At 68.3% G+C, this 23,657-nt stretch carries 22 protein-coding genes and 4 pseudogenes; 15 read left to right on the top strand and 11 right to left on the bottom strand.

From position 1 onward, the window contains the following. The first annotated feature begins 117 nt into the window (after positions 1 to 117). The 4 genes and pseudogenes from FXN61_RS13175 to FXN61_RS13160 all read left to right on the top strand — a co-directional run bounded on the left by FXN61_RS13175 (position 118) and on the right by FXN61_RS13160 (position 2,806). A complete protein-coding gene (locus FXN61_RS13175) occupies positions 118 to 588 on the top strand; it encodes a hypothetical protein (protein WP_167973683.1) in 471 nt (156 codons plus the stop codon). Positions 589 to 697: 109 nt separating this feature from the next. Continuing rightward, positions 698 to 1,077 (top strand): annotated as a pseudogene (locus FXN61_RS13170) (GntR family transcriptional regulator). Next, a complete protein-coding gene (locus tag FXN61_RS13165) occupies positions 1,074 to 1,868 on the top strand; it encodes an ATP-binding cassette domain-containing protein (RefSeq protein ID WP_167973681.1) in 795 nt (264 codons plus the stop codon). The pseudogene FXN61_RS13170 and the gene FXN61_RS13165 overlap by 4 nt, the downstream one beginning before the upstream one ends. After that, positions 1,865 to 2,806, top strand: coding sequence for an ABC-2 membrane transporter-related protein (locus tag FXN61_RS13160; protein WP_167973679.1), 942 nt, complete (start codon positions 1,865 to 1,867; stop codon positions 2,804 to 2,806). Before FXN61_RS13165 ends, FXN61_RS13160 begins: the two co-directional genes overlap by 4 nt. Here FXN61_RS13160 and FXN61_RS13155 read toward each other — a convergent pair. Further along, the gene (locus FXN61_RS13155) at positions 2,764 to 3,522 is read right to left on the bottom strand and encodes an NAD-dependent epimerase/dehydratase family protein (RefSeq protein WP_167973677.1); all 759 of its coding nucleotides are present in this window, start codon (positions 3,520 to 3,522) and stop codon (positions 2,764 to 2,766) included. The genes FXN61_RS13160 and FXN61_RS13155 overlap by 43 nt on opposite strands. 76 nt (positions 3,523 to 3,598) lie before the next feature. Here FXN61_RS13155 and FXN61_RS13150 point away from each other — a divergent pair, with 76 nt between their 5' ends. The 4 genes from FXN61_RS13150 to FXN61_RS13135 all read left to right on the top strand — a co-directional run bounded on the left by FXN61_RS13150 (position 3,599) and on the right by FXN61_RS13135 (position 7,295). Next, positions 3,599 to 4,417, top strand: coding sequence for a helix-turn-helix transcriptional regulator (locus tag FXN61_RS13150; protein ID WP_246291396.1), 819 nt, complete (start codon positions 3,599 to 3,601; stop codon positions 4,415 to 4,417). After that, a complete protein-coding gene (locus tag FXN61_RS13145) occupies positions 4,381 to 5,568 on the top strand; it encodes a 5-(carboxyamino)imidazole ribonucleotide synthase (protein ID WP_167973673.1) in 1,188 nt (395 codons plus the stop codon). Before FXN61_RS13150 ends, FXN61_RS13145 begins: the two co-directional genes overlap by 37 nt. Continuing rightward, entirely contained in the window at positions 5,565 to 6,053 is a 489-nt protein-coding gene (gene purE / locus FXN61_RS13140) for a 5-(carboxyamino)imidazole ribonucleotide mutase (RefSeq protein ID WP_312877692.1), read from the top strand. The genes FXN61_RS13145 and purE overlap by 4 nt, the downstream gene beginning before the upstream one ends. Before the next feature lie 78 nt (positions 6,054 to 6,131). Further along, positions 6,132 to 7,295 carry an acyl-CoA dehydrogenase gene (locus tag FXN61_RS13135; protein ID WP_167973671.1) on the top strand — a complete coding sequence of 388 codons (1,164 nt, stop codon included), beginning with the start codon at positions 6,132 to 6,134 and terminating at the stop codon, positions 7,293 to 7,295. A 73-nt stretch (positions 7,296 to 7,368) separates the two neighbouring features. Here the strand turns inward: FXN61_RS13135 and FXN61_RS13130 are convergent, their stop codons facing one another. From FXN61_RS13130 to FXN61_RS13120, 3 genes are all read right to left on the bottom strand, one after another. Continuing rightward, positions 7,369 to 7,725 carry a hypothetical protein gene (locus tag FXN61_RS13130; RefSeq protein ID WP_167973669.1) on the bottom strand — a complete coding sequence of 119 codons (357 nt, stop codon included), beginning with the start codon at positions 7,723 to 7,725 and terminating at the stop codon, positions 7,369 to 7,371. Positions 7,726 to 7,849: 124 nt separating this feature from the next. Then, positions 7,850 to 8,329 carry an SRPBCC family protein gene (locus FXN61_RS13125; RefSeq protein WP_167973667.1) on the bottom strand — a complete coding sequence of 160 codons (480 nt, stop codon included), beginning with the start codon at positions 8,327 to 8,329 and terminating at the stop codon, positions 7,850 to 7,852. Then, positions 8,326 to 8,652 (bottom strand): ArsR/SmtB family transcription factor, encoded by a 327-nt coding sequence (locus FXN61_RS13120; RefSeq protein WP_188135000.1) that lies wholly within the window; start codon positions 8,650 to 8,652, stop codon positions 8,326 to 8,328. Before FXN61_RS13120 ends, FXN61_RS13125 begins: the two co-directional genes overlap by 4 nt. Positions 8,653 to 8,950: 298 nt before the next feature. Between FXN61_RS13120 and FXN61_RS13115 the strand changes: the two genes are divergently transcribed. From FXN61_RS13115 to FXN61_RS13105, 3 genes are all read left to right on the top strand, one after another. Then, the gene (locus FXN61_RS13115; RefSeq protein WP_223165414.1) at positions 8,951 to 9,886 is read left to right on the top strand and encodes a trypsin-like serine peptidase; all 936 of its coding nucleotides are present in this window, start codon (positions 8,951 to 8,953) and stop codon (positions 9,884 to 9,886) included. Between the two features lie 84 nt (positions 9,887 to 9,970). Beyond that, positions 9,971 to 10,735 carry an META domain-containing protein gene (locus tag FXN61_RS13110; protein WP_167973661.1) on the top strand — a complete coding sequence of 255 codons (765 nt, stop codon included), beginning with the start codon at positions 9,971 to 9,973 and terminating at the stop codon, positions 10,733 to 10,735. A 132-nt stretch (positions 10,736 to 10,867) separates the two neighbouring features. Beyond that, on the top strand, positions 10,868 to 11,284 hold the full coding sequence (locus tag FXN61_RS13105; RefSeq protein ID WP_167973659.1) for a DoxX family protein: 417 nt from the start codon (positions 10,868 to 10,870) through the stop codon (positions 11,282 to 11,284). Here the strand turns inward: FXN61_RS13105 and FXN61_RS13100 are convergent. The 3 genes from FXN61_RS13100 to FXN61_RS13090 all read right to left on the bottom strand — a co-directional run bounded on the left by FXN61_RS13100 (position 11,265) and on the right by FXN61_RS13090 (position 14,787). Next, positions 11,265 to 11,948 carry a TIGR03089 family protein gene (locus tag FXN61_RS13100; protein ID WP_167973657.1) on the bottom strand — a complete coding sequence of 228 codons (684 nt, stop codon included), beginning with the start codon at positions 11,946 to 11,948 and terminating at the stop codon, positions 11,265 to 11,267. The genes FXN61_RS13105 and FXN61_RS13100 overlap by 20 nt on opposite strands. Positions 11,949 to 11,957: 9 nt before the next feature. Continuing rightward, on the bottom strand, positions 11,958 to 13,151 hold the full coding sequence (locus tag FXN61_RS13095) for an LCP family protein (RefSeq protein WP_167973655.1): 1,194 nt from the start codon (positions 13,149 to 13,151) through the stop codon (positions 11,958 to 11,960). 67 nt (positions 13,152 to 13,218) lie between these two features. Further along, entirely contained in the window at positions 13,219 to 14,787 is a 1,569-nt protein-coding gene (locus FXN61_RS13090) for an LCP family protein (RefSeq protein WP_312877691.1), read from the bottom strand. 107 nt (positions 14,788 to 14,894) lie between these two features. Between FXN61_RS13090 and rfbB the strand changes: the two genes are divergently transcribed. Then, a complete protein-coding gene (gene rfbB / locus FXN61_RS13085; protein WP_167973653.1) occupies positions 14,895 to 15,881 on the top strand; it encodes a dTDP-glucose 4,6-dehydratase in 987 nt (328 codons plus the stop codon). A 3-nt stretch (positions 15,882 to 15,884) separates the two neighbouring features. Then, positions 15,885 to 16,733 (top strand): dTDP-4-dehydrorhamnose reductase, encoded by an 849-nt coding sequence (rfbD, locus tag FXN61_RS13080; protein WP_167973651.1) that lies wholly within the window; start codon positions 15,885 to 15,887, stop codon positions 16,731 to 16,733. 228 nt (positions 16,734 to 16,961) lie between these two features. Here rfbD and FXN61_RS13075 read toward each other — a convergent pair whose 3' ends face one another. From FXN61_RS13075 to FXN61_RS13060, 4 genes and pseudogenes are all read right to left on the bottom strand, one after another. After that, on the bottom strand, positions 16,962 to 18,053 hold the full coding sequence (locus FXN61_RS13075) for a glycosyltransferase family 4 protein (RefSeq protein ID WP_167973649.1): 1,092 nt from the start codon (positions 18,051 to 18,053) through the stop codon (positions 16,962 to 16,964). After that, positions 18,046 to 20,536, bottom strand: a pseudogene (locus tag FXN61_RS13070) (glycosyltransferase). Before FXN61_RS13070 ends, FXN61_RS13075 begins: the two are co-directional and overlap by 8 nt. A gap of 3 nt (positions 20,537 to 20,539) precedes the next feature. Further along, positions 20,540 to 21,067 (bottom strand): hypothetical protein, encoded by a 528-nt coding sequence (locus FXN61_RS13065; RefSeq protein ID WP_167973647.1) that lies wholly within the window; start codon positions 21,065 to 21,067, stop codon positions 20,540 to 20,542. A 59-nt stretch (positions 21,068 to 21,126) separates the two neighbouring features. Next, positions 21,127 to 22,027: pseudogene (locus FXN61_RS13060) on the bottom strand (glycosyltransferase family 2 protein). Positions 22,028 to 22,047: 20 nt separating this feature from the next. On the opposite strand from FXN61_RS13060, the gene FXN61_RS13055 reads away from it, so the two are divergent. After that, positions 22,048 to 23,031 carry a glycosyltransferase family 4 protein gene (locus FXN61_RS13055; RefSeq protein WP_167973645.1) on the top strand — a complete coding sequence of 328 codons (984 nt, stop codon included), beginning with the start codon at positions 22,048 to 22,050 and terminating at the stop codon, positions 23,029 to 23,031. A gap of 68 nt (positions 23,032 to 23,099) precedes the next feature. After that, positions 23,100 to 23,633, top strand: a pseudogene (locus FXN61_RS13050) (glycosyltransferase); the annotation flags it as partial. Positions 23,634 to 23,657: the final 24 nt, after the last annotated feature.

Below are 23,657 nucleotides of genomic sequence, written 5' to 3'. Positions count from 1 at the left end.
GTCGGACGCGATGGTGGTGTCCTCCTCGGCGATCACGTTCACCGGCTGCCTGCTGTCGCTCGTGCTCACGTTGCTGTGGGTGCGCCGCACGCGAAACGTCCTTCGCGGATGTTGCGCATGACGGCACTGGGATGGGCGGACGTGGTGACGAAGCAAGCCGGCGACTGCGCGGCCGAGGACCCTCTGACCGGGCTGACGACGGCCGCCTACCTGCGGACACGGCTGGGTGAGGTGTACCGGGATTCCCCCGTGGCGCCGCTCGGCTACGCGCTGGTTCTGCTGCGCCTCGACGTCCAACGCGCCACCGGCTGGTCCCGGGTCGTCGCGATGACCCTCGTGTCCGACGCCTTGCGCACCGTTTTCGACGGTGGCGAGACCCTCGCGACTCTGGGGCCGTGCGTGGCCGCGGTGCTGGTCAAGCGCGATGAGGTGCTTGCGCGCAGGGTGTCGAACCTGAGGGTGTTGGCCGCCGACCGGCTCGCCGACGATCCGAACGTCCGGCCGACCGGGCCCGCCAAGGTCTGGACCGAGCGTTTGCCGGACACGCACGCCGAGGCGTGTGCGCTCCTCACCTCGCTTGGGCGCTGATCTCCCCTGTCCCGCGCCCAGGTCAGCCCGCGTCCCCGCCGGGTCACTTCCCAACACCTCCAGAAGTGTTCTATTGTCCTAGTCCACTAGAACAATCTGGGGAGTGTGTGTGGTCGAGTTCCACGTCGACCGCGGCAGCGGCCTTCCCGCGTACCTGCAGCTCGGTCAGCAGGTCAGGGAGGCGCTGAGGCTCGGCTGGTTGCAGCCGGGCGATCGGCTGCCGACGGTCCGCGACGTCGTCGCGACCAGCGGGGTGAACGCGAACACCGTGCTGAAGGCCTACCGCGAGCTCGAGCTCGCCGGCCTCCTCGAGGCTCGCCAGGGCTCTGGCACCTTCTCAAGGCCACCTTGGGGTCCGCCGCCCCCGAGGACCTGGACGCGTTGCGCGCCAAGCTCGCCGTGTGGGTCGCGGACGCACGCTCCGCCGGGTTGGAGGACGAGGACATCTACGCGCTGGTGCGCGAGGTGCTGAGCGGGGGAGCGCAATGAGCGTGGTTGCGGCCGAAGTGTCGAAGTGGGCGGTGCGGAACGTCTCCTTCGAACTGCCACCGGGCAGCGTCACGGCAGTGGTCGGGGCCAACGGCTCCGGCAAGTCGACGTTGCTCAACGTGCTGGCCGGGCATCTGCCACCGGAGTCGGGCCACACGGCCGTCGCCGGCCGGGTCGCGTACGTGCCCCAGCACAAGCCGATGTACAAGGGTTTCAAGGTCGCGGACGTGCTGGAGTTCGGCCGCCGCATGAACACCGTCTGGGACAACGAGCGCGCCGACGAGTGGCTCACGAGGTTCAAGGTGCCGCGCCGGCTGCAGATCGGCGACCTGTCCGGTGGCCAGCGCACGCACGTGACGCTCGCGCTGGCACTGGGATCTCGCCCTGACGTCCTGTTGCTGGACGAGCCACTGTCCGAACTGGACCCGCTCGCTCGCAGGAAGGTCGTGGGCGAGTTGCTGACCGAGGTGAGCGACAAGAGCATGACGCTGATCTTCTCCACGCACGTCGTCGCGGAGATCGGTGGCGTGGCGGACCGGTTGCTGCTGCTCGCCGACGGGCGGCTGCTGGTGGACGGCGACACAGACGAGTTGCTGGAACAGCACGTTCTCTACACGGGTCCCCGTGTCTCGGAGTCACCTGTGGAGGGACCTGTGGTGCTCGCGAAGCACAGCAAGTCGCAGTCGTCGTACCTCGTGCGTTCGGGCGGTACGCAGATCGCCGAGCCGTGGACCGCGCGGTACGTGACGCTGGAGGAGCTGGTCGTGGCGCACCTGGAGCGTGCCGCGTGAACACTTTCGTCTGGCTGACCTGGCGTCAGCACCGGTGGACGATCCTCGCCACCGCGTCGCTCGCGTTGCTCGCGGCCTTCACCCTCGTCTCCACAGAGGGCGGAAAAGTGGGCTCCATGATGATGGCCGGTTTCTACGGTCTCCTCGCGCAACTCCTGTTCGGTGGCGTGATCAGCATGTTCTGGGGCGCCCCGCTGATCGCCCGCGAACTGGAGGAACGCACCTACTTCGTGGCATGGGGCCAGGACGTCACACCCACGAAGTGGTTGCGCGGCAAGATGCTCGTGCTCGGTCCGCTGGCCGTGCTGCTCGGTGCGCTCGTCGGGCTCGGCGACGGGTTCGGTGGCCCGCAGGAGTCGTGGGGGATGTTCGAGGCCAGTCCGTTCGTGCAGGGCGGCTACGCGATCTTCGGCCTCGCGCTCGGCGTGTTCATCGGTCTGCTGTCCCGGCACGTGGTGACGGCGATGGCGGCGACGCTGGTGTTCTACACGCTGGCCCGCGTGCTGCCGGCCGTGCTGCTGCGCGACCACTACCTGCCGTCGAAGCGCGACATCGCTCGCTGGGAGAGCACGCCGGTCGTGCCGCACCGCGGGCTGGAGATCGGCAACGGTTTCGTCGGCGCCGATCTCCGTCCGGTGTCCGTTCCGGACAAGTGCGCGGAGCTGCCCAATCCGAACAGCTGCATGCGGAACACGAAGACCGCGATCGGCACGTACGTCGACTACCAGCCGATCGAGCGGCTCGGGCTCTTCCAGTTCATCGAGTTCATCGTCTTCGTGCTGCTCGCCGGCGTGTTGTTCGCGGTGACCTTCCGGCTGCTGCGCCGTGGTGGCGGGTGGAAGCCGTCCCGCTCCCACCGCCGCATCGACTCCGTTGCCGAACCTGCTCAGACCGTTCAGAGCACGCCGGACACCGCGGCGGCCCACGCGGAGGGATAGCGCGGGCGGAAGCCGAGGTCCCGCTGCGCGCGGTTCGTCGACACGATCCCGTGCCACGGGTCGAAATCCTGCTGAACGGCCTCGCTGGGGGTGAGGTCGTTCAGCAGGTGCAGCTCAACGGCCGTGATCGGGCTGTCGTCGGCGACGTTGAAGATCCCGTTCGCGCCGGTGTCCAGGACCTTGGTGACTGCCTGCGCAACATCCTCGTGGTGCACCATGTGCAGCCGCTGGTGACCCGGCCACTTCGACGCCCAGTTCAGCGACTCTTCGAGGTGCGGATCGCCTTCGCCGTAGACGAAGGCGAGGCGCAGGATCGCGGCTTCCCTCGTGTCGAGCACAGCCCGTTCACCGAGAGCCTTGGTGCGCGGGTAGTCGCCGAACTCCGGCGAGGGGTCCGTCGGGTCGTCCTCCGTCGCGGGCCTGCCCAGTCCACCCGGGTAGACGAGGTTCGTGCTGATGTGGACGAACAACGGCACCTTCACGGCCGCTTCGGCGAGCGCCCTTGTGCCGTGGACGTTCACGCCTTCGAAGTCGGTGCTGGTGCGGAGGGCGGCGGCCACGTGCACCACGGCGTCCACGCCGTCGACCAGCTCTTCGACCGCCCCGGTGTCCGCGAGCCGGTGGGTCAGCGTGCGCACGTCGTGGTCCTGCTCCCGCAGGCGTGGCAGGAGCCTGTTGCCGACTCGTCCTGTCGACCCTGTCATCGCGATCTTCATGTGTCCCAGCGTGTTCGGGGAATTCCTCCGCAGCCAGGGACGGTCGAAACCTGGCTACGGTGGGGACGTGCGTGAGATGGCGGGTTTCCTGCGCAGCCGCCGTGAGCGGATGGCGCCGATCGGCAACGGTCGCCGGCGCCGCACTCCTGGACGCCGCCGGGAGGAGATCGCGGAGGCCGCTGGCGTGTCCGTCGACTACTACACGCGCCTCGAACAGGCTCGCGGTCCACATCCGTCGGTGTCGGTCCTGAACGGCATCGCCAGGGCATTGGACCTCGATGCCGACGAGCGCGCGCACCTGTTCCGGCTGGCGGGAGCGGCCGTGCCGGAGGAGCCCGCGTCGACCTCGGTCCGGCCGGGCGTCCGGCTGCTGCTCGACCGGCTCCGCGACGACATCGCGGTGGTGATCTCCGACCTGGGCGACGTGCTCGCCGCGACACCACGTGCCGAGGTGGTGTTCGGCGACGTCGTCGGCAGGAACCTGCTCAGGAGGTTCTTCCTGGGCCAGGAGAGCTGGGTGCCGGCCGAGGACGTCGAGGAGTTGGCCCGCGCCCATGTAGCCGACCTGCGCGCGACCGTGGCCCGCCGCCCGGCCGCGCAGTCGCTGGTCGACGAGCTGATGGCGAGCCCGCTGTTCACCCGTCTGTGGGCGGAGCACGACGTGGCGGTGCGCCGATCGGCCCGCAAGCGGCTGCGGCACCCGGTCGCAGGCCTGCTCGAGTTCGACTGCGAGGTGCTCGTCGCTCCGGAGCACGACCAGCGGCTCGTGATCCACGTCGCACCCGAGGGCAGCGTCACCGCGCGACGGCTGGCTCTGCTGGTGAGCTCCGGTGAAGCTGCAGGTAGGCTGCCTCAACCGTGGACTCCCGTACCCGTCTCCCAGTCGTCGGCATGATCGGCGGCGGGCAGCTCGCCCGCATGACGCACCAGGCCGCGATCCCGCTCGGCCAGTCGCTGCGCGTGCTCGCCGTCTCCGAGAACGACCCCGCCGCGCTGGTCGCGCGGGACGTGGTGCTCGGCACGCACACGGACCTCGACGCGTTGCGCGCGTTCGCGAAGGGCTGCGAGGTCGTCACGTTCGACCACGAGCACGTGCCTTCCGAGCACCTGCGCGCGCTCGTCGCCGAGGGCGTCAAGGTGCACCCCGGTCCGGACGCGCTGCAGTACGCGCAGGACAAGCTCAAGATGCGGGTGCGGCTGGCAGAGCTGGGACTGCCGGTGCCGCCGTTCGCCGAGGTCCACGAGGTCCGCGACGTGCTCCGCTTCGGCGCCTCGCACGGCTGGCCGTGCGTGCTGAAGGCGATCCGCGGCGGCTACGACGGGCGCGGCGTGTGGATGCTGAACCAGCCGCACAGCGCCGAGCTGGTCGTCCCCGAGCTGCTGGAGGCCGGGACGCCGTTGATGGTCGAGCAGTGCGTGCCGATGCGCCGCGAGCTGGCGGCCGTGGTGGCGCGCTCGCCGTTCGGGCAGGGCGCGGCCTGGCCCGTGGTCGAGACCGTGCAGTCCGACGGCATCTGCGTCGAGGTCCTCGCACCGGCGCCTTCTTTGGACGGTGCCGCGGCCCAGGAGCTGGCGCTGAAGATCGCCGACGCGCTGGGCGTGGTCGGCGTGCTGGCCGTCGAGCTCTTCGAGACCGCGTCCGGCGTCGTCGTGAACGAGCTCGCGATGCGCCCGCACAACTCAGGCCACTGGTCGATCGAGGGCGCGCGCACGTCGCAGTTCGAGCAGCACCTGCGTGCCGTCCTGGACTACCCGCTGGGCCGCACCGACCTGATGGCGCCGGCCGTGGTGATGGCGAACGTGCTGGGTGCCGTCGAAACTCCGGCGATGGGCCCCGACGAGCGCGTGCACCACCTGTTCGCGCGCTACCCCGACGCGCACGTGCACCTCTACGGCAAGGAGGAACGGCCGGGCCGCAAGGTCGGGCACGTGACGTTCCTCGGCAGCGACATGACCGAGGTCCGCCAGCGTGCGCGACTGGCAGCGGACTGGCTGTCCACCGGTGTTTGGTCCGACGGATACGACATTCACGGGAGTGCGGAGTGACTCAGGTTGGCGTGATCATGGGCAGCGACTCGGACTGGCCGGTGATGAAAGCGGCCACCGAGGCGCTCGCCGAGTTCGACGTCTCGTTCGAAGTGAGCGTCGTCTCCGCGCACCGCACCCCGCAGCGCATGCTCGACTACGCGACCTCCGCGGCCTCGCGCGGTCTTCGAGTGATCATCGCGGGCGCGGGCGGCGCAGCCCACCTGCCCGGCATGGTCGCCTCCGCCACCGTGCTCCCGGTCATCGGCGTGCCGGTGCCGCTGAAGTACCTCGACGGCATGGACTCGCTGCTCTCGATCGTGCAGATGCCCGCGGGCGTCCCGGTAGCCACGGTCTCAGTGGGTGGCGCACGCAACGCGGGGCTCCTCGCCGTTCGAATCCTGGCTGCTTCGGACCCGGCCCTGCAGGAACGCATGGCCCGCTTCCAGGCGGAACTCGAGCAGCTCGTACTAGACAAGGACGCGGCGCTGCAGAAGTCCCTCTGAGTGCTCAACAGCACACCGGCGACCGACGTGAACGGGCGCTAACATCGTGCCGAGTACACGCTACCGGGAGGTAACAAGGTGAACCCGAGCTTCGGCACCTACCAGCTCGCCGAGGAGCACGAGGCGCTGCGAGAGGCCGTCCGCTCGCTCGCCGAGAAGGAGATCAAGCCGTTCGCGGCCGAGGTCGACGAGAACGAGCGCTTCCCGGTCGAGGCCCACAACGCCCTGGTGAAGTCGGGCTTCGCCGCCGTCCACGTGCCCGAGTCGTACGACGGCCAGGGCGCGGACTCCGTCGCCACCTGCATCGTGATCGAGGAAATCGCCCGCGTCTGCGCGTCGTCCTCCTTGATCCCCGCCGTGAACAAGCTCGGCACCATGCCGATCCTGCTGTCTGCCTCCGAAGAGCTGAAGCAGCTCGTCATGCCGTCCATCGCCTCCGGCGAGGCCATGGCGTCCTACGCCCTGTCCGAGCGCGAGGCCGGCTCCGACACCGCCTCGATGCGCACGCGTGCGTTGCTGGACGGCGACCACTGGGTGCTGAACGGCACCAAGTGCTGGATCACCAACGCCGGCGAGTCCACCTGGTACACGGTCATGGCCGTGACGGACCCTCAGGCGCCCAAGAAGTCCCAGGGCATCTCGGCGTTCGTCGTGCACAAGGACGACCCCGGCTTCTCGGTGGGCCCGAAGGAGCGCAAGCTCGGCATCAAGGGCTCGCCGACCCGTGAGATCTACTTCGAGAACTGCACGATCCCTGCTGATCGCATCATCGGTGAGCCGGGCACCGGTTTGAAGACCGCTTTGAAGACGTTGGACCACACGCGTCCGACGATCGGTGCGCAGGCCGTGGGCATCGCGCAGGGTGCGTTGGAAGCCGCGGTGGAGTACGTCAAGGACCGCAAGCAGTTCGGAAAGTCCATTTCGGACTTCCAGGGTGTGCAGTTCATGCTCGCCGACATGGCCATGAAGATCGAGGCCGCCCGCCACATGGTGTACGTGGCCGCTGCGAAGGCCGAGCGCGGTGAGGCGAACATCGGCTTCATCACCGCTGCTGCCAAGTGCTTCGCTTCCGACGTGGCGATGGAGGTCACCACGGACGCGGTGCAGCTGTTCGGTGGTGCCGGGTACACGCGTGACTTCCCGGTGGAGCGGATGATGCGTGACGCGAAGATCACGCAGATTTACGAGGGCACGAACCAGGTTCAGCGCGTCGTGATGTCGCGCGCCGTGCTCAACGGCTGACGCTGACGTCTCCGAAGGCGCCTGATCTCCGGATCAGGCGCCTTCGTCGCGTTCACGTCAGGAGATGTCTGATTCAGGCCGCCACGCACGTGCCGAGCGCGTCACCGATCGCTCCCTTGGCACCCAGCACGCAAGACGACTCCGCGGTCAGCGACTTGTCGGAGATCTGCTGGGCGAACGCGATGGCGACGTTCATCATCCGCGTAGGACTGCCGCTGTCCACGGCCTCCTTCACCGCAGCGGCACGGGCTTCCTCGGTCGTGCACCCCAAATCGGTGCCGAACTTGTCGACGCGCGGTAGCCAGAGTGCTTTCTGGCCGGACGGGCACGGTGAGATCTGCCAGCGGGTCGGCGCGGAGGCGGCGGCCACGGGAGCGGAGAGCACGACGAAGCCGAGCATCAGGGCCAGAGCTGCGAGGAAACGTCCCATGGGCCGAACGTAACCGCATGCTCGGCACCTGACCGGGGGAACCGTTGCCACGTCAGGTGACTACGCTCCGCCAAAGTCTGAAGTGGACGAGGCCGCCCCGCAGCGGGGCGGCCTCGGCGAAACCTCAGGACAGCTCGGCGAGTACCTCACCCAGTCGCTCGTAGCTGCGGCCCGCGCCGTCCGCCATGCCGGTCGCCAGCACCGCGTCCCGCGCCTCCTGCGAGACCAGGCGCATGGTGGTGGTCATCGTCGTCCGCCCGTCAGCTTCGACGAACGTGATCGTGGTGACGGCCGGCGGGTTGTCCTCGAAGTGTTCGGTGTGGACGATCCGCGAATGTGGGGTGACCTCGGAGTATTCGCCGTACATCTCGAACGCGTTGGAACCGTCCGGCTGCGCCCAGCCGTAGCGCCACTTGCCACCCACGCGCAGGTCGACCTCGCAGATCGGCATCTCCCAGCCGTCGGGACCGAGCAGCCAGCGCTTGATCAACGAAGGCTTGGTGAACGCGTCCCAGACCAAAGAAGCCGGGGCGTCGAAGTCGCGGGACATCGTGATCTCGGTGTCGGACGGGAGGGTCACGAGGGTGCCGAACTTGGTGGTCATTTCTCTGTCTCCTTCATCTCGGTCAAGAGTGCGTCCAGGCGTGCGTAGCTCGCATCCCAGAAGCGGCGGTAGTTCTCAGCCCACACAGCGACCTCCTTCAGCGGTGTCGCGTCGAGCTGGCAGGGGCGCCACTGGGCCTCCCTGCCGCGGGTGATCAGGCCTGCCTTCTCCAGCACGCGCAGGTGCTTGGAGATCGCCGGGCCGCTGATGTCGAACGGCTCGGAGAGCTCCTTCACCGTCGCCGGGCCCTCGGTGAGCCGCGCGAGGATCGCCCGGCGGGTCGGGTCCGCCAGTGCGGCGAAGGTGGCGCTCAGCTGGTCCATCTCGTACCTAACCACTTGGTTATCTAACCTGTGGGTTAAGTAACCCTCACGGTCGAGCGGCTGTCAAGCCCCAGTTCAAGATCAACGAGGTGGATAGCGCTTTCCGATCCTGCACATACGTCAAGGAAATGGCCCGGACGGACCTTTTTCTGGCGGACATGGAATGCGAGTTCTGCTGAATAGAGCAACTTCAAAGACGGTGCTGGACAGCAGGTCAGAGGTGTCGCTACGTTCGCAAAGTCGCAAGTTAACCTCGTTTAGTGAGGTATTTCGAATGAGACCGAAAAGAACTGTTTCGTTGGCGTTTGGATTTGTTCTGGCCGCTTCCGTGCTGGTGCCGACCGCGCAGGCGGCACCGAACGGCAGCTCGGCCAGCCTGGCCAGAACCTCCGACAACAAGATCCAGTCGGCAGCCGCAGCCGAGGCCTACTGGACCCCTGAGCGCATGGCGAACGCGATCCCGGCGCAGGCTCCTGCCACGGTGAAGGCCGCCTCCGCACCCCGGCCGCAGGGGCGTCCTGGCAGCATCGACGGTGCCGCGCCGTCGGTGAAGGTCCAGACCGAGCAGGCGCAGGGCATCGGCATCATGCTCAACGAGTCGCAGACGGTCGGGAAGGTGTTCTTCACCAACCCGGCGAACGGCCTGAACTACGTGTGTTCTGGCGCGACCGTCAACAGCGGGAAGAAGCGACTGGTCTCGACGGCGGGGCACTGCGTGCACGGCGGTGCCGGTGGCCAGTGGATGCAAAACTGGGTCTTCGTTCCTCGCTACCGCAACGGTGCGCGCCCGTTCGGTACGTGGAGCGCCTACCAGCTCACGGCTCGTACTGCGTGGACGAACTCCAGCAGCAGTGACGAGGACATGGGCATGGTCATCATGAGCGGCCTGATCGTGAACTCCGTTGGTGGCAACGGGTTGCGCTGGAACTGGGGCTACTCGGTGGCCGTCACGATCCTCGGCTACCCCGCGGGTGCGCCGTTCACCGGTGAGCTGCAGTACTTCTGTCAGGGCACGACCTGGAACGGTCACGGTCAGCAGGTGCGGGCCTGGTGCAACATGACCGGCGGCTCGAGCGGCGGTCCTTGGCTGCAGGAGTACAACGACCAGAACGGGCTGGGCTACATCAACAGTGTGGTCAGCCACCGGCACTCCGATGCGAGCCAGATGGACGGGCCGTACTTCGACAACGACATCAAGAGCCTCTACGACTTCGCGGAGTCGCTGTCCCCGTGACGTCGAATTTCCCTTGGCCGGGCGCGGAAATCCCGCACCCGGCCTTCGGGCAACCAGGGAGGCCGCGTGTTCCGTCCTCACCACATGAGCTACCGAGTTCTCGTCGCCGTCATCGCTGTCGCCGTGCTGGCCACCGGGTGCGGCAACCCGTCCACCGGGGGAGAAGGGGGTGACGTGAAGGGCAAGGTCTTCCACTCCGCGTCCGTCACCGAGCAGGGCAAGCCGCGCGCCATGGTCGAGGGCACGTCGGTGCAGCTGAGATTCACCGATGACGGGCGGCTGCTCGCCAACGCCGGCTGCAACCAGATGCAGGGCCCGGTGTCCCTGGACGGCGGCAAGCTCGCGGTCTCCGATCTCAGCATGACCGCCATGGGCTGCCCCAGCCCCGACCTGCACACGCAGGACGAGTGGCTCTCCAAGCTGCTGAGCGCGAAACCGTCCTGGCGCATGGACGGCGAGAACCTGGTGGTCACCGGATCGGACACGGAGATCGTGCTCACGCCGGAGACGCCGGCGACGCTCGTCGGTGGCACGTGGAAGGTCGACGGGCTGATCACGAACGACGCCGTCTCGTCGGTGCCGGGTGGTGTCGTCGCGACGTTCGCGTTCCAGCAGGACCAGGTCCAGGTGTTCGCGGGCTGCAACACGGCCACTGGTCCGTACAAGGCCGACGGGCAGAAGATCGAGTTCGTCCAGCTCGCCATCACCGACAAGGGATGCGAACCCGAGGTGATGGCGGTCGAGAAGGCTGTGACCGAGCTGCTGAAGGGACAGGTCTCGTACAAGCTGGACGGCCGGTCGCTGACGCTGACGGCCGCGTCCGGCGCTGGTCTGCATCTCATGAAGTAGGTCTTGGACCTGCGAACCTAAGGACTCGCTGTTGGGTTCCTGTCGAAATCATGAGGTCGTTCAAACCTGCACTAGTTTTGGTTCGAAGTTGAACGACCGACAGTGGAACGACAGGATCGGGGAGCGAACATCATGGTCAAGGACGTCGCCGCACTCATCGGCCGCATCGGTATCGGCATCGTGTTCGTCGCGCACGGCTGGCAGAAGTGGACCGAGTTCGGTCTCGCCGGCACCACTGCGTCGTTCGAGAAGATGGGTGTGCCGCTGCCGTCGGTGTCCGCCGCGTTCGCCGCGACGGTCGAGCTCGCCGGTGGTCTCGCGCTGATCGCCGGTGTCGCGCTGCCGATCGCCGGCGTGCTGCTCGCCATCAACATGCTCGGCGCGCTGTTCCTCGTCCACCTGCCGAACGGCCTGCTCGGCGAGGGTGGCTCCGAGTTGGTCGTCGCGCTCGGCGCTGGCGCGCTCGCGCTCGGCTTCAACGGTGGTGCCTACGCGCTGGACCGCGTGCTGTTCAAGAACAACAAGGTGCTCAACCCAGCTGCTGCGTGACCTTCTCGCTGTCCCGGCGCGCGCCCATCAGGCCCGCGTCGGGGCTGCTCACCTGAACCAGTGAACCGCCGGCCGCGAGCACGGCGAGAAACCCTTTCAGCACACCGGAAGGCACATTCCACTCCAAAGTGGACAGCACGCGTGGCTCCGAGTCCATCTTCGCGGCCAGCTCTCGTGCCTTGGCGACGACAGCATCCACAGTGGACTCACCCAGCGCCGGGGTCGAACCAGGAGTCGGTTCCCACGGCGTGAAGTCGTCGCCGTGCAAGCGCACGTCGTCCAGGTAGTCGACCGCCGCGCCGGAACCCAAACCCATGGGGTGCAACGAGGCCACGGCCACCACGTCCGCGTCCGCGGTACCGCCCGGCGGCACGACGGCGACCTTCGCATTCACACCGGCGCCCACGACTCGGGCGCCGCACCACCACGCGCCCAGCAGCAGACCCGCCGTCTGCCAGTGCGCGGGCAGCAGCACCGCCACCGGGTCACCCGGCTCGACGTCGTGCTCGTCGCGCAGCCAGTTCGCCGTCTTGGCCGCCCAGTTCGCGATGGTCGCGCGGGACAGCTCGACCCGCGTGCCCGCCGCGTCGTCGTAGTGCGTGATCAGCGGACGACCGGGATCGGCCTTCAGCAACGGCGTGAAGAGGATCTCGGTCACACTCACGCGGCACTCCTAGTCGACGCAGGGCACATCCGGCTGGGCGGCGGCTGCCACGGCGGGGAAGCCGTCCAGCGAGAGCAGCTTCTCAGGACCGAACCTGGCGGGCGTACTGGGGGTGGTGGACGACGGAGCGGGCTTCGGCGTCTCGCCGATCAGCTTGGCCACCCACGCCTTCACCGCCTCGCGGTCCACCGTGACCACGCTCTGGCCGCGCTCGTTGCGAGCGTCGATGTTCGTCACCGGGATCGTGGCGAACTCCACGTTGCCGGAAGCGAGGCCCTGAGCCTGAGCGGCCAGCGTTGCGAGGTCGAGCTTCTCGTCCACGACAACGGACTTCGACACCGCGTCCAGGAGGCCGTTCATCTTGCCGGCGTCGGTGAACGTGCCCGCGGACAGCAGCTGTTTCATCGCCTGGGACATGAACACCTGCTGCCGCGTGATGCGACCGAGGTCACCACCGGGCATGTTCCGCTGCCGCACGAACGACAACGCGTCGCCGCCCGAGATCACCTGCTCGCCCGCGCGGAAGTTCGCGCCGGAGTTCGGATCCGACGTGCCTGCCTTCAGGCACACCTTCACGCCGCCGATCACCTCGGTCAGCAGGTAGAACCCGTAGAGGTTGATCTCCGCGTAGTGGTCGACGCGCATTCCGGTCAGATCCTGCACCGCCTGCACCAACGCCTTGCGCCCGGCCTCGTCCGACTTGCGTTCGCGCTCCTGCTGGTCGCGCACGCCCTCGGCCTGCAGTCGTTCGGCGGTCAGGTACTTCACCACGCCGTACGCCGAATTGATCTTGTCCTCTTGATAGCCGGCGATCGGCACGTAGGTGTCCCGCGGGATGGAGATCGCGCTCGCCTTGCCGCCGTTGCGCGGAATGCGCATCACGATGATCGTGTCGGTGTTCACCGTGTCGGTGCCTTCGGTGCGCAACTTGCGCAGCACGTCCGCGGGAAGTGGACGGCCCTGCGCGTCCGTTCGGCTGTCGCTGCCCACCAGCAGGATGTCGATCGCGCCGTCCTCGACGGGCGGCGAGTTCGGGATGTCGTCCAGCACTTCGAGGATCTGCGTGGTGTTGGTGTTCTGCTTCACCAACCGCAGTGCCGTCCAGAAGTAGCCCGAGAACGCCAACGTTGTCACAGCGACAAGCGCGACGACCGTGCGGCCGGCGACCAGTGCGGTCTTCTTCGCGCGTGCAGCGGCGCTCAAGGTTGGTCCTCCAGGTGCTGAATGTGTGTCCTCAGCCTAACTATCGGAACCCCGTTACGCCGGAGATTCAGTTCACGCAGACCAGCCCGCCCGCCGTGATCGGCGGGGTGCTGCTCGCGCTCGATGCCGTCGACGTGTCTGGCAGACCCTGCGGATCAGCGTTCTCGGAGTCGTCCGGTGTCTGGTAGTCGGTGCCGACGAAGACCTGCACCTGTCCCTTTCGGACTGACGCGTTCTCCTCGACCGTGACGTTCTGCCCGAGCTCGGCCGCGACCTTGCGCGCGGAGCCCTCCTCGCCTGACGCGTACCGCACGACGGTGGTGTCGCTGTTCTGAGGCGCCGAGCCGACAGGACCGCGCTTGAAACCCTTGGCGGCCAACGTGTTCATCACCTGGTTCGCGAGACCCTGGATCCCTGCCGCGTTGTAGACCTGCACGGTGATGGACGAGTTCGGCGGCGCGGGCAGGTTCGTGGTGGGTGTCGGTGACGACGAGTTGCTCGACGATGGCTTGTCCGCGGCGAGGTTGGTGAGGAACTGGCGCACCTGCGCGGGGTTCACCGGCAGCACGTTGCCGTCGCTGTAGGTGTCCGTCGGGTCGCCCACCGGGATGGTGCGGAACTCGAAGTTGCCGCCCACCAGCCCCTGCATCTGCTCGGCGAACGTGGTGATGTCCCAGCCCGAGCTGAGGATCACCGACTTCTGCACGGCCTCGACCAGCCCGTTGAGCTTGTCGGTGTCCGTCAGCGTGCCGGTCGACAGCACCTTCTTCGCCAGCGCCCCGATGAACACCTGCTGCCGCACGATCCGGTCCAGGTCTCCGCCGGGCAGGTTCTTGCGCTGGCGCACGAACGACAGCGCGGCCCTGCCGTCGATGGTCTGCGGGCCTGCCTTGAAGTCCGCGCCGGAGTCGCGGTCGGAGGTGGCCTCCTTCAGGCACACCTCCACGCCGCCGATGGCCTTGGTGACCTCGTAGAAGCTCGCCAGGTTGACCTCGGCGTACCGGTCGATGCGCACCGATCCGCCTGCCATGTTCTCGATCGTCTTGATCAGCGTCTTGCGACCGGCTGCCATCGACTCGGTGCGGATCTTCTGCTCGTCCGTCTCGCCCTTCGAGCGCATCTCCTGGTCGACCGTGTTGCGCTGGCGGGCGAACGCCGAGTTGAGCTTGTGCTTGCCGAACCCGTCCGCGAGCTCGACGTAGGAGTCGCGCGGGAACGAGATCGCGACCGCGCGCGTCCCGTCGACCGGGATGTGCACGAGGATCATCGTGTCGGTGTTCTGCTCGCCGTCGGCGTACCCGCCGTTGAGCAGCGCCAGCGCTTCCTTCGACAGCGGGTTGCCCTGCGCGTCCGTGCGGCTGTCCATTCCGACCAGGAGGATGTCGACGGCACCGTCGAGCGGCTTGCGCCCGGCGTCCTTCGCGATGTCGTCGGGGATGACCTCGGTCTTGACGATGCCGTTGTCGGCCGCCCGCAGCTTGCCCCAGCCGTAGGACGTGACGAGGAGCACAGCCGTCGAGACGAGTGCGATGAAGATCTTCCCCGTCAGCAGGAAAGCGCGGAAGGCCGCCGACGGTCGGGTGCCGTCCACCCTGACCGGCAGACTCCTGCCTTCCACAGCCGTTTCCTCCCCCACAACTCAAGTTTAGTCGTTTATAAGTCAGACGACGTGACGTTGCTGTGGGTTGCAACGATTAGGTACGTGACAGACTGCGAGCGGGGAACACCACGGGAGGAAATGGCATGCGCGTACTGGTGACAGGTGGGGCCGGGTTCATCGGCTCGCACTACGTGCGGGAGTTGGTGAGCGGGTCGTACCCGGCCTTCGCGGGCGCCGAAGTGGTGGTGCTCGACAAGCTCACCTACGCGGGCAGCGAGACCAACCTCGCGCCGGTCGCGGGCAAGTTCGAGTTCGTGCGGGGCGACATCTGCGACCCGTCCGTCGTCGCCGAGCAGATGCGCGGTGTGGACGTCGTGGTGCACTTCGCCGCCGAGTCGCACGTCGACCGCTCCATCACCGGATCGGCTGACTTCGTGCTGACCAACGTCCTGGGCACGCAGACGCTGCTGCAGGGCGCCCTGAACGCGGGTGTGGGCAGGTTCGTGCACGTCTCGACCGACGAGGTCTACGGCTCCATCGAGGACGGTTCGTGGTCGGAGAACCACGTCCTGGAGCCGAACTCGCCCTACTCGGCCTCCAAGGCCTCTTCGGACCTGCTGGCGCGTGCGTTCCACCGCACTCACGGACTGCCCGTGAGCATCACTCGGTGCTCGAACAATTACGGGCCGTACCAGTTCCCCGAAAAGGTGATTCCTGTCTTCGTCACCAATTTGATCGATGGCAGGAAGGTGCCCCTCTACGGCGACGGCCTGAACGTGCGCGACTGGCTGCACGTCGACGACCACTGCCGCGGCATCCAGCTGGTCGCCGAGGGCGGCCGGCCGGGTGAGATCTACAACATCGGTGGCGGCACCGAGCTCACCAACCGGGAGTTGACCGAGAGGCTGCTGGCAGCGACGGGCCGTGACTGGTCGTTCGTCGAGCCGGTGCAGGACCGCTTGGGCCACGACCGCCGGTACTCGGTCGACATCTCCAAGATCTCCGCCGAGCTGGGCTACAAGCCGCAGGTCGACTTCGAGGTCGGACTGGCGGACACGGTCGAGTGGTACCGCGAGAACCGTGCCTGGTGGGAGCCGCTCAAGGAGCGTGCTCAGTCGGCGAAGGGCTGAGCGTTGATCCTCGTTCCCGGTGGTCGTGGCCAGCTCGGCCACGACCTCGCTGCCCTGTCTCCCGATGTCCGTGCTGTGTCTTCCGCGGAGCTGGACGTCACCGCTGTGGGTCCTTCGGACCTGGCCGGCGCCTCCGCGGTGATCAACTGTGCCGCGTACACCGCCGTCGACGCGGCCGAGACCGATGAGGATCGCGCGTTCGCGGTCAACGCCGTCGGTCCGGGTCTGCTCGCCGAGGCGTGCGCTTCTCTTGGTGTTCCGTTGATCCACGTGTCGACGGACTACGTGTTCTCCGGTGACGGGACGCGGCCCTACGAGCCGTCCGACCCGGTTGGCCCGAAGTCCGCGTACGGCCGCACGAAGCTCGAAGGCGAACGCCGCGTGCTGGAGGCGGGCGGCTGGGTCGTGCGCACCGCGTGGGTGTACGGCGTCGGCGGATCGAACTTCGTGAAGACCATGGCAGCGCTGGAATCCTCGCGGCCGTCGTTGTCCGTTGTGGACGATCAGGTCGGCTCGCCGACGTGGTCGCGCGACTTGGCTTCCGGGCTTCTCGAGCTCGCCTCGGTTTTGCCTTCCCAGCGGTTGCTGCACGCAACGGGCGGCGGTGAGACGACGTGGTTCCGTTTCGCACAGGCGATTTTCGAGGAGCTCGGCGCCGATCCGTCACGTGTGCGGCCCTGCACCACGGCCGAGTTTCCGCGACCGGCCCCGCGGCCCGCCTACTCGGTGCTGTCGGGCGCGGCGTGGGAAGCAGCGGGATTGCGCCCGTTGCCGCACTGGCGCAGCGCCCTTTCGGAGGCTTTCCGGGCAGGCGTGGTAGCTCCCCGTACCGATGCTGCGCCATTGGAGTGACCGGTCTGGCACGGCCGTTCCAAGTGCGAGAACCTGTTCGGCATGTTCGATTCCGGGCGCAATCCTCAGCGGCCCGCGACAGCGGATTCCGATCGGCAGCGCTTCCTGAAGTGCGTTGCCGTTGTCACGGGCTCTCGGCAGGTGTCGATGAGCCAGCTCGACAAGCACTCGCCGAGGCCGCACTCTCGGTGAAGCCGTTGAGGCGTCAGGACTTTCTGACGCCTCACGTCACGCCTTGCTCCGCCGGTACGCCTCGACGGTCTTCTCCGCGCACCGCCGCCAGGTGAACCCGGACGCGTACGCCCGCCGCTCGGACTGAGCCTCGGGGGTGGTCGGCGCCGCAACGGCCTGAGCCAGCCCGTCGGCCAGCGCCTCGACGTCCCCGACGGGCACGTGCAGCGCGTGCCCACCGGCGACCTCGCGCAACGCGGGAACGTCCGAACACACCACAGGAACGTTGCAAGCCAGCGCTTCCAGCACCGGCAGCCCGAAACCCTCGTCCCGCGACGGCAAGACCAACGCGGTGGCACCGGCCACGACCGACCGCAGATGCACGTCCGACAGGTATCCGGTCCGCAGCACCCGGCCGTCCACACCGGACCGGCCAGGCCCGACGATCACCAACGGCGGCAGCGACGGGTCGGCGGCGTGCGCCTTGATCAGGTACTGAAGCCCCTTGCGCGGCCCGTCGGCGCCGACGAACAGCAGGTACTCCGACGGCAACCCCAGCCTGCCGCGCAACGTCGGGGACGGCGGCCGCGACGCGAACCACGCGGGATCGACGCCCAGAGGCGTCACGACGATCTTCTCCAGCGGCACCGAGAACCGGTCGGCCACAACGGAAGCGACGGCCGCGGTCGGTGTGCAGATCACGTTTGCCCTGACAGCGGACAGCTTCACCAGCTCGGGCAGGCGGCGATCCGACGGCGGCAGGTCGCCTGGATTGTCCAGGAACGCCAGGTCGTGGATCGTGACCACACGGCCGGCTCGCAGCGTCGGCGGCAGCACGAAGTTCGTGGCGTGCATGACGTCGGAGAACCCCGCCAGCATCTCGACCGGCGGGAACGGCGCGCGCAGCCACATCTCGCGCAGCGCCCGCGCGGAGACGGGCAGGCCGCGTGCGGTGACGTCGTGCGGCAAGACGGTCCGCAGTGCGCGCCAGCCGCGCAACGTGAAAGCGACCGCCCGTACGTGGGCCTCGTCCGGCATGGAAGCCAGCTCTTCGGCCAGTGCCGCTGTGTAGCGACCGATTCCGGTGCGATGTCCGAGCAGGGGTGTGCCGTCGAGCAGCACGGAGAGGGGTTTCGGGGATCTAGCCATGACGTCCACCACGCGCAATCTTGCGCAGACGCCCCGTCGCCCGCTTGGCCAACTCGGACGGGCCACCGGCGTCCAGGTACTCGCGCACCAGCCGCAGGTCCCGCTTCACCTTGTCCGCCTTGCTCAACTCCGGTGTGCGCACCAGAGGTGCGGAGCCCGGCAGACGGTCCGCGGCAGGCCTGGGGTTGCGGCAGAACTCCGCCAGCGGCGCGAGCGCCGTCTCCCAGGTGAACCGTTCTCGGACGACGGCGATGCGCTCACGGCACGCGGCCGCGAACTCCTCGTCGTAGAGCACCTTCTCCAGCGCGTCGGCCAGTGCCTCCGGGTCCTCCGGCGGCACGACGACGCCCAAACCTTCGCGCAGCACCAGGTCCGCGAACGAGTCGCCGGACGTGGTGACGATCGGCAGCCCGGCCCACAGGTAGTCGAGCACCCGCGTGCGGAACGCGAACGTGGTCTCCACGTGCTCGTAGTGCGTGGTGACACCGCAGTTCGCGTCGAGCAGCCAGTTCTGCCGCTCGGTGTAGGGCACCCACCCGTCGTTGAAGAACACGTTCTCGCCGGTCAGCCCCAACCGTGCGGACAACGCCCGCGTCTGGCCGGCGATGTCCATGTCCGGCACCTCGGGGTTCGGGTGCTTCATGCCGAGGAAGTACAGCTTCGCGGACGGCTGCCGCTTCCGCAGGTGGTCCATCGCGCGGATCAGCGACAGCGGTCGAACCAGCTGTAGACGCCGCCGGCCCAGATCACGACCTTGTCGGCGTCGGTGACGCCGGGAACGACGCCCTTGATCGCCGGGCCGGTGCGCTGCGGCGGCTTGCCCGACAGTCCGAAGGGGACGATGCCGAGCAGCGACTGCGTCGTCGGGTCGTTGTCGTACAACGTGGGCGTGAGCCTGCCCAGCGCGGCGAGGTGGCCGAGCCAGAAGTGCCGCTGCCGTTCCGACGCGCACAGGAAGAAGTCGCCGCGCTCGAGCTGGGTGTTCAGCACCCGAGTGACGGTCTCCAGGTCGAGGGCGCGCTTCTCGTCCGTGTCGTCCTTGCCCTGTTCCAGCAGCTCGAGGTGCATCGGGTCGTACATGTCGCAGACCACGATCTTGGTCGACGACTCCTTCTTCAGCTCGCTGACCATCTCCATCGCGTGGCCCTGCAGCACGATCACGTCCGCCCACGCGACGTGCGTCGCAGCTCCTTCGGCCGGGCCCGCTCGACGGCGAACGGCGCGTCCGGCGGCGCGCACAGCGGGTTGGTCGTGACCAGGCGCACCTGGTGCTCGCCGGACAGCACGTCCGCCATGTGCCAGGCGCGGATCGCGGGGCCCGCCATCCGGTCGGAGATCGCGTCGCCGGTGATCACGAGGATCTTGCGCGGCTTGCCGAACACGTCGTCCAGACCGAGCACGTCGACGAGGATGTCGTGCGCCGCGAGGTAGCGCGGCAGGGGATAGGCGGGTTCCAACGCCTTGCGCATCAACGGAACCAGGTCGGTGTCCGACAGCCGGCGCGCGGCCTGCTCGGCCTTGCGCGACTCGGCCAGCGACGGCATCAGCTCGACGAACTGGTCGATCGCGAGGAACCCCGCCAGCGCCTGACGGGACACCCCGACCGGCTCGCGGTCGAGCGCGGGGTCCGACGGCCGGCGGGTGATCTCCAGCTGCGTCGGGTCGATCTCACCGCGCGCGGTCGCCCTGCGCACGCACAGCGCGAGCGCGGCAGGCAGCACCTTGGCGAGCGTCTCGTCGGAGAAGTTCTTGTACAGCGCCGCGAGTGCGTTGCGCTCCAGCAGGTACAGCTCGCGGCTGTGGTCGATCGAGCTCATCGACGCGTGGTGGCGGTGGAACGTGAGCGACGCCGGCTCGTAGCGGACCCGCCAGCCGCGCAGGTTCATCCGCCAGCCGAGGTCGACGTCCTCGTAGAACATGAAGAACCGCTCGTCGAACCCGCCGAGCTCGCGGTAGACCTCCGTGCGCACGAACAGCGCAGAGCCGGTGCCGAACAGCACGTCCTTCGGGGCGTCGTGGGCGCCGTCGTCGTCCTGGCCGGCGTGCCGCTTGTACCCCATGCCGAACCAGGTCAGCCCGCCGTCGACGAAGTCGATCTTCTCGCCGTCCCAGTCGAGCACCTTGCTCGCGACCGCGCCGACCGACGGTTCTGCGTGGAAGACCCTGATCGCGGTCTTGACCCAGTTCCGGTCCGCGCGCGCGTCGTTGTTCAGCAACGCGAGCACCCCACCCGTGGCGTGCTCGACGCCGAGGTTGCAGCCGCCCGCGAAACCGAGGTTCTGCGCAGACGTGACGATCTTGGCCGCGGGCAGTTCCGCCTTCAACCGTGCGGTGTCGTGCGCCTCGTTGTCGACGACGATCACCTGAAGCAGCTCGGCCGGGTAGTCCACCTCGGCCAGCCCGCGCACGCAGGTGATGGTGTCCTCCGCGCCCCGGTAGTTGACGACGACGACGGACACGACGGGCAGAGATGCTCGATCCACGCGCTAAGCCTGCCTCATCACTCTGCGCGCCCGCAGTGTGGTTGCACAGATCAGCAGCAGCAAGACGGCGAGAGGCACACCGAAGACCCACTCGGTGGACCAGTCGTTGCGATCGGCGAGCAACGGCCGCATCACCGGATGGCGCAGCACGGTCGCCGGACCGGGCTGCATCTTCTTGTCCTGCTCGCCCAGCACCACGATCCGCAGCTCAGCGCCGTCGGGGCAGGTGATGTGGTGCGCGAACGCCGGGTTGTCCGGTCCCGGCAGTTCCTCGACGTTCTTGATCACGCACGTCTCGCCTGTGGCGAGGACGTCCATCAACGCGCGGTGACCGTCGCCGACCAGCACCGCTGTGCCGGGGATCACGGCCATGAACGCGGGCAGCACCAGCCACGCCGGGCCGAGCTTGCCGACACCCCACGCGAACGCGAGCGACAGAAGGCAGCCGGGGACCAGCACAGCGAGCTGGTACTCCTCGGGCACGACGGCGCCCAGCACGACCGCGGCGGCGATCGCGACGAGCCCGATCACGATGAGTGGTACTGGTCGCCTCACGTCACGGGGACGCTTGTGACCAGCAGCAGGTTCCATCAGCGGCCGGCCCAGTCCCGCCAGACGCGGCCACGCGGGACCTTGGTCTTGATCATCAGCCGCTGGACGAGCGCGGCAGGGAGTCGCAGCAGCACTTCCGCGAGCACCCTGGTGCGCAGCCCGAGCCGGAAGTTGGCCGCGTCCGGCACGTCCTTGCGGAAGGGCAGAAGCGCCGTGATCGCCAGGAACCGCGCCAGCTCCTTCAGTGCCACCGATGCCGGAGCGCACCGCAGCAGCATGAGCAGCCGGTTGCGCTCGTTCCACCGGTGGAACAGCGTCGAACCGGGCTGCGTGCTGGCGCCGTGCCGGTGCCGGACCCGTGCCGTCCGACCGAGACTCACCGGTGCCCTGCCAGCCGCAGCCGCCAAGCCGTGTCGGTGTCCTCGTAGTAGCAGAAGAAGCCAGCCGGCACACCGCCCACAGCCCGTAGCTCGTCCGTCCTGAGCAGCGCGGCACCACCGCAGAACCCGAACACCTCTCGCCCGGCGAGCACGACGTCCTTGCCGTGGCCGTCCGCGGTCAGGGCCACGCCGACGGACTGCGTCGAGCCGTCCGTCAGCAAGATCGACGAGGTGGCGCGGCCGCGCCCGGCTCGGCTTCGAGAGCGTTCTCCAGCTCGGTCAGCCACGACGGGTCCGGCACCGCGTCGTCGTTGAGCCACGCGACGTACGGGGTGTCGATCATGCCGAGCACGGCGGCGAGCCCGCCCGCGTAGCCGCGGTTGCGCGGCAGCCGCACGACCTCGTGTCCGCTGATCAGCTCTGCTGTGCCGTCGTCGGAGGCGTTGTCGACGACGATCGTCCTGTGTGGACTCTTCTGTGCCGCGAGGGCGTCGAGGCACGCCGTGATGTGGTCACGGCCGCGCCACGTCACGACCACCACGGTGCTGAGTGCCGACACGGCGTGAGACGGTACGCGACGTGCCCGAGCTAGTAGTGCTGACCGAGCAACTCAACGCCCCGGTCCCCGGCGGTACCGGCCGCTACACGGCCGAGCTGTTCAAGGCGCTGATCCAGACCACGCCCGAAGGCTGGTCGGTGATCAGCGCGGCCACGGCCGGCGCGGACCGCGTGATCAGGGTGCCCCGAAGGGTGCTGGTGGCGTTGTGGGAACGCGGGCTGCCGCCGAAGCTCGGGCTGAACGTGCACGCCCCGACGCCGCTCGCCCCGTTGCCGGGCGCTGTCGTCACGGTCCACGACGTCGTGCCGTGGACGCACCCGGAGACGTTGACTCCGCGCGGGGTCGCGTGGCACCGCAAGGTGATCTCGAAGGCCGCCCGGGAGGCGCGGGCGCTGGTGGTGCCGACGAAGGCCGTCGGATCCCAGCTGGGCGACCACGTGCGGGTCGAGGTTCCTGTCCACGTCGTGCCCAACGGTGTCACCAGGCTCGTCGGCACGAAGCCCGATGATCTTCCCGACGGGTACGTGCTCGCCATCGGCACGATCGAGCCGCGCAAGGGCTTCGAGCTGCTGGTGCGGGCGACGGAGCGGCTGCGGGTCCCGCTGGTCGTGATCGGCCCGCAGGGCTGGGGCGGAGTTGATCTGCGCGCCTCGCACGTGACGTTGCTCGGCAGGGTCACGGACGAACGGCTCGCATCGGTGCTCGCCGGCGCTTCGGTGCTCGCGGCGCCTAGCCTGGCGGAGGGGTTCGGGTTGCCGGTGCTGGAGGCGATGGCCGCGGGAGTCCCGGTCGTGCACTCCGACGATCCGGCTCTGGTGGAGGTCGCTGGCGGCGCCGGCACCGTCGTGCGGCGGGGCGATCTGGCGTCGTTGACGGAAGGTCTGCGGGCAGTTTTGGCGGATCCTCGTCACACCATCGATGCCGGGATCACTCGCGCGAGTGGCTTCACCTGGGAAAAGACCGCGCTCGGTGTCTGGGGTGCTCACACTGGACGACCGGATTAGTGCATTCCCGTTAAACGCATTAGCGAACGACATTACGCTAGCTGATCGTGCCAACCGTCGAACCCAGCGTGCTGATCGACGCCACCGCGGTTCCCGCAGACCGAGGTGGCGTCGGCCGTTACGTGGATTCGCTCGTCGCGGCACTGGATGCCGGCGGCGCCAAGCTCTCCGTCGTGTGCCAGCCCCGCGACGAAGATCTCTTCACCAAGATCGCGCCGAACGCCCGCGTCGTGCGCGCCGCTGACGCCGTCGCCACCCGGACGGCGCGGCTGGCCTGGGAGCAGACGACGTTGCCGCGGCTGGTGCGGTCGCTGGGCATCGATGTCGTGCACTCACCGCACTACACGTTGTCGGTGGCCAGCAAGGCCGCCTCGGTCGTGACGCTGCACGACGCCACGTTCTTCACCGACCCCGTGCTGCACTCCTCGGTGAAGGCCCGCTTCTTCCGCACGTGGACCCGCGCCTCGCTGAAGCGCGCGGAGCTGTGCGTGGTGCCGTCCCAGGCGACGGCCGACGAACTGGTGCGCGTCGCCGGAGCCGACCGCCGCGTGCTGCACATCGCGCAGCACGGCGTCGACACCGAGCGTTTCCACCCGCCGTCACGTCACGGGCACCGGTCAGCTCCA

Source organism: Lentzea indica (assembly GCF_012184385.1).
Classification (GTDB): domain Bacteria; phylum Actinomycetota; class Actinomycetes; order Mycobacteriales; family Pseudonocardiaceae; genus Lentzea; species Lentzea indica.
The sequence above is the reverse complement of the archived record's forward strand: the minus strand, read 5'-3'. Positions and strand labels throughout refer to the sequence as shown.

What these genes read in the sequence shown, in the direction of transcription:
- FXN61_RS13155 (WP_167973677.1), bottom strand. Translation starts at nt 3,522, where the DNA reads ATGAAGATCGCGATGACAGGGTCGACAGGACGAGTCGGCAACAGGCTC.
- FXN61_RS13110 (WP_167973661.1), top strand. Translation starts at nt 9,971, where the DNA reads ATGAGCTACCGAGTTCTCGTCGCCGTCATCGCTGTCGCCGTGCTGGCC.
- FXN61_RS13175 (WP_167973683.1), top strand. Translation starts at nt 118, where the DNA reads ATGACGGCACTGGGATGGGCGGACGTGGTGACGAAGCAAGCCGGCGAC.
- FXN61_RS13105 (WP_167973659.1), top strand. Translation starts at nt 10,868, where the DNA reads ATGGTCAAGGACGTCGCCGCACTCATCGGCCGCATCGGTATCGGCATC.
- FXN61_RS13125 (WP_167973667.1), bottom strand. Translation starts at nt 8,329, where the DNA reads ATGACCACCAAGTTCGGCACCCTCGTGACCCTCCCGTCCGACACCGAG.
- FXN61_RS13130 (WP_167973669.1), bottom strand. Translation starts at nt 7,725, where the DNA reads ATGGGACGTTTCCTCGCAGCTCTGGCCCTGATGCTCGGCTTCGTCGTG.
- FXN61_RS13150 (WP_246291396.1), top strand. Translation starts at nt 3,599, where the DNA reads ATGGCGGGTTTCCTGCGCAGCCGCCGTGAGCGGATGGCGCCGATCGGC.
- FXN61_RS13075 (WP_167973649.1), bottom strand. Translation starts at nt 18,053, where the DNA reads ATGGCTAGATCCCCGAAACCCCTCTCCGTGCTGCTCGACGGCACACCC.
- rfbB (WP_167973653.1), top strand. Translation starts at nt 14,895, where the DNA reads ATGCGCGTACTGGTGACAGGTGGGGCCGGGTTCATCGGCTCGCACTAC.
- FXN61_RS13165 (WP_167973681.1), top strand. Translation starts at nt 1,074, where the DNA reads ATGAGCGTGGTTGCGGCCGAAGTGTCGAAGTGGGCGGTGCGGAACGTC.
- FXN61_RS13120 (WP_188135000.1), bottom strand. Translation starts at nt 8,652, where the DNA reads ATGGACCAGCTGAGCGCCACCTTCGCCGCACTGGCGGACCCGACCCGC.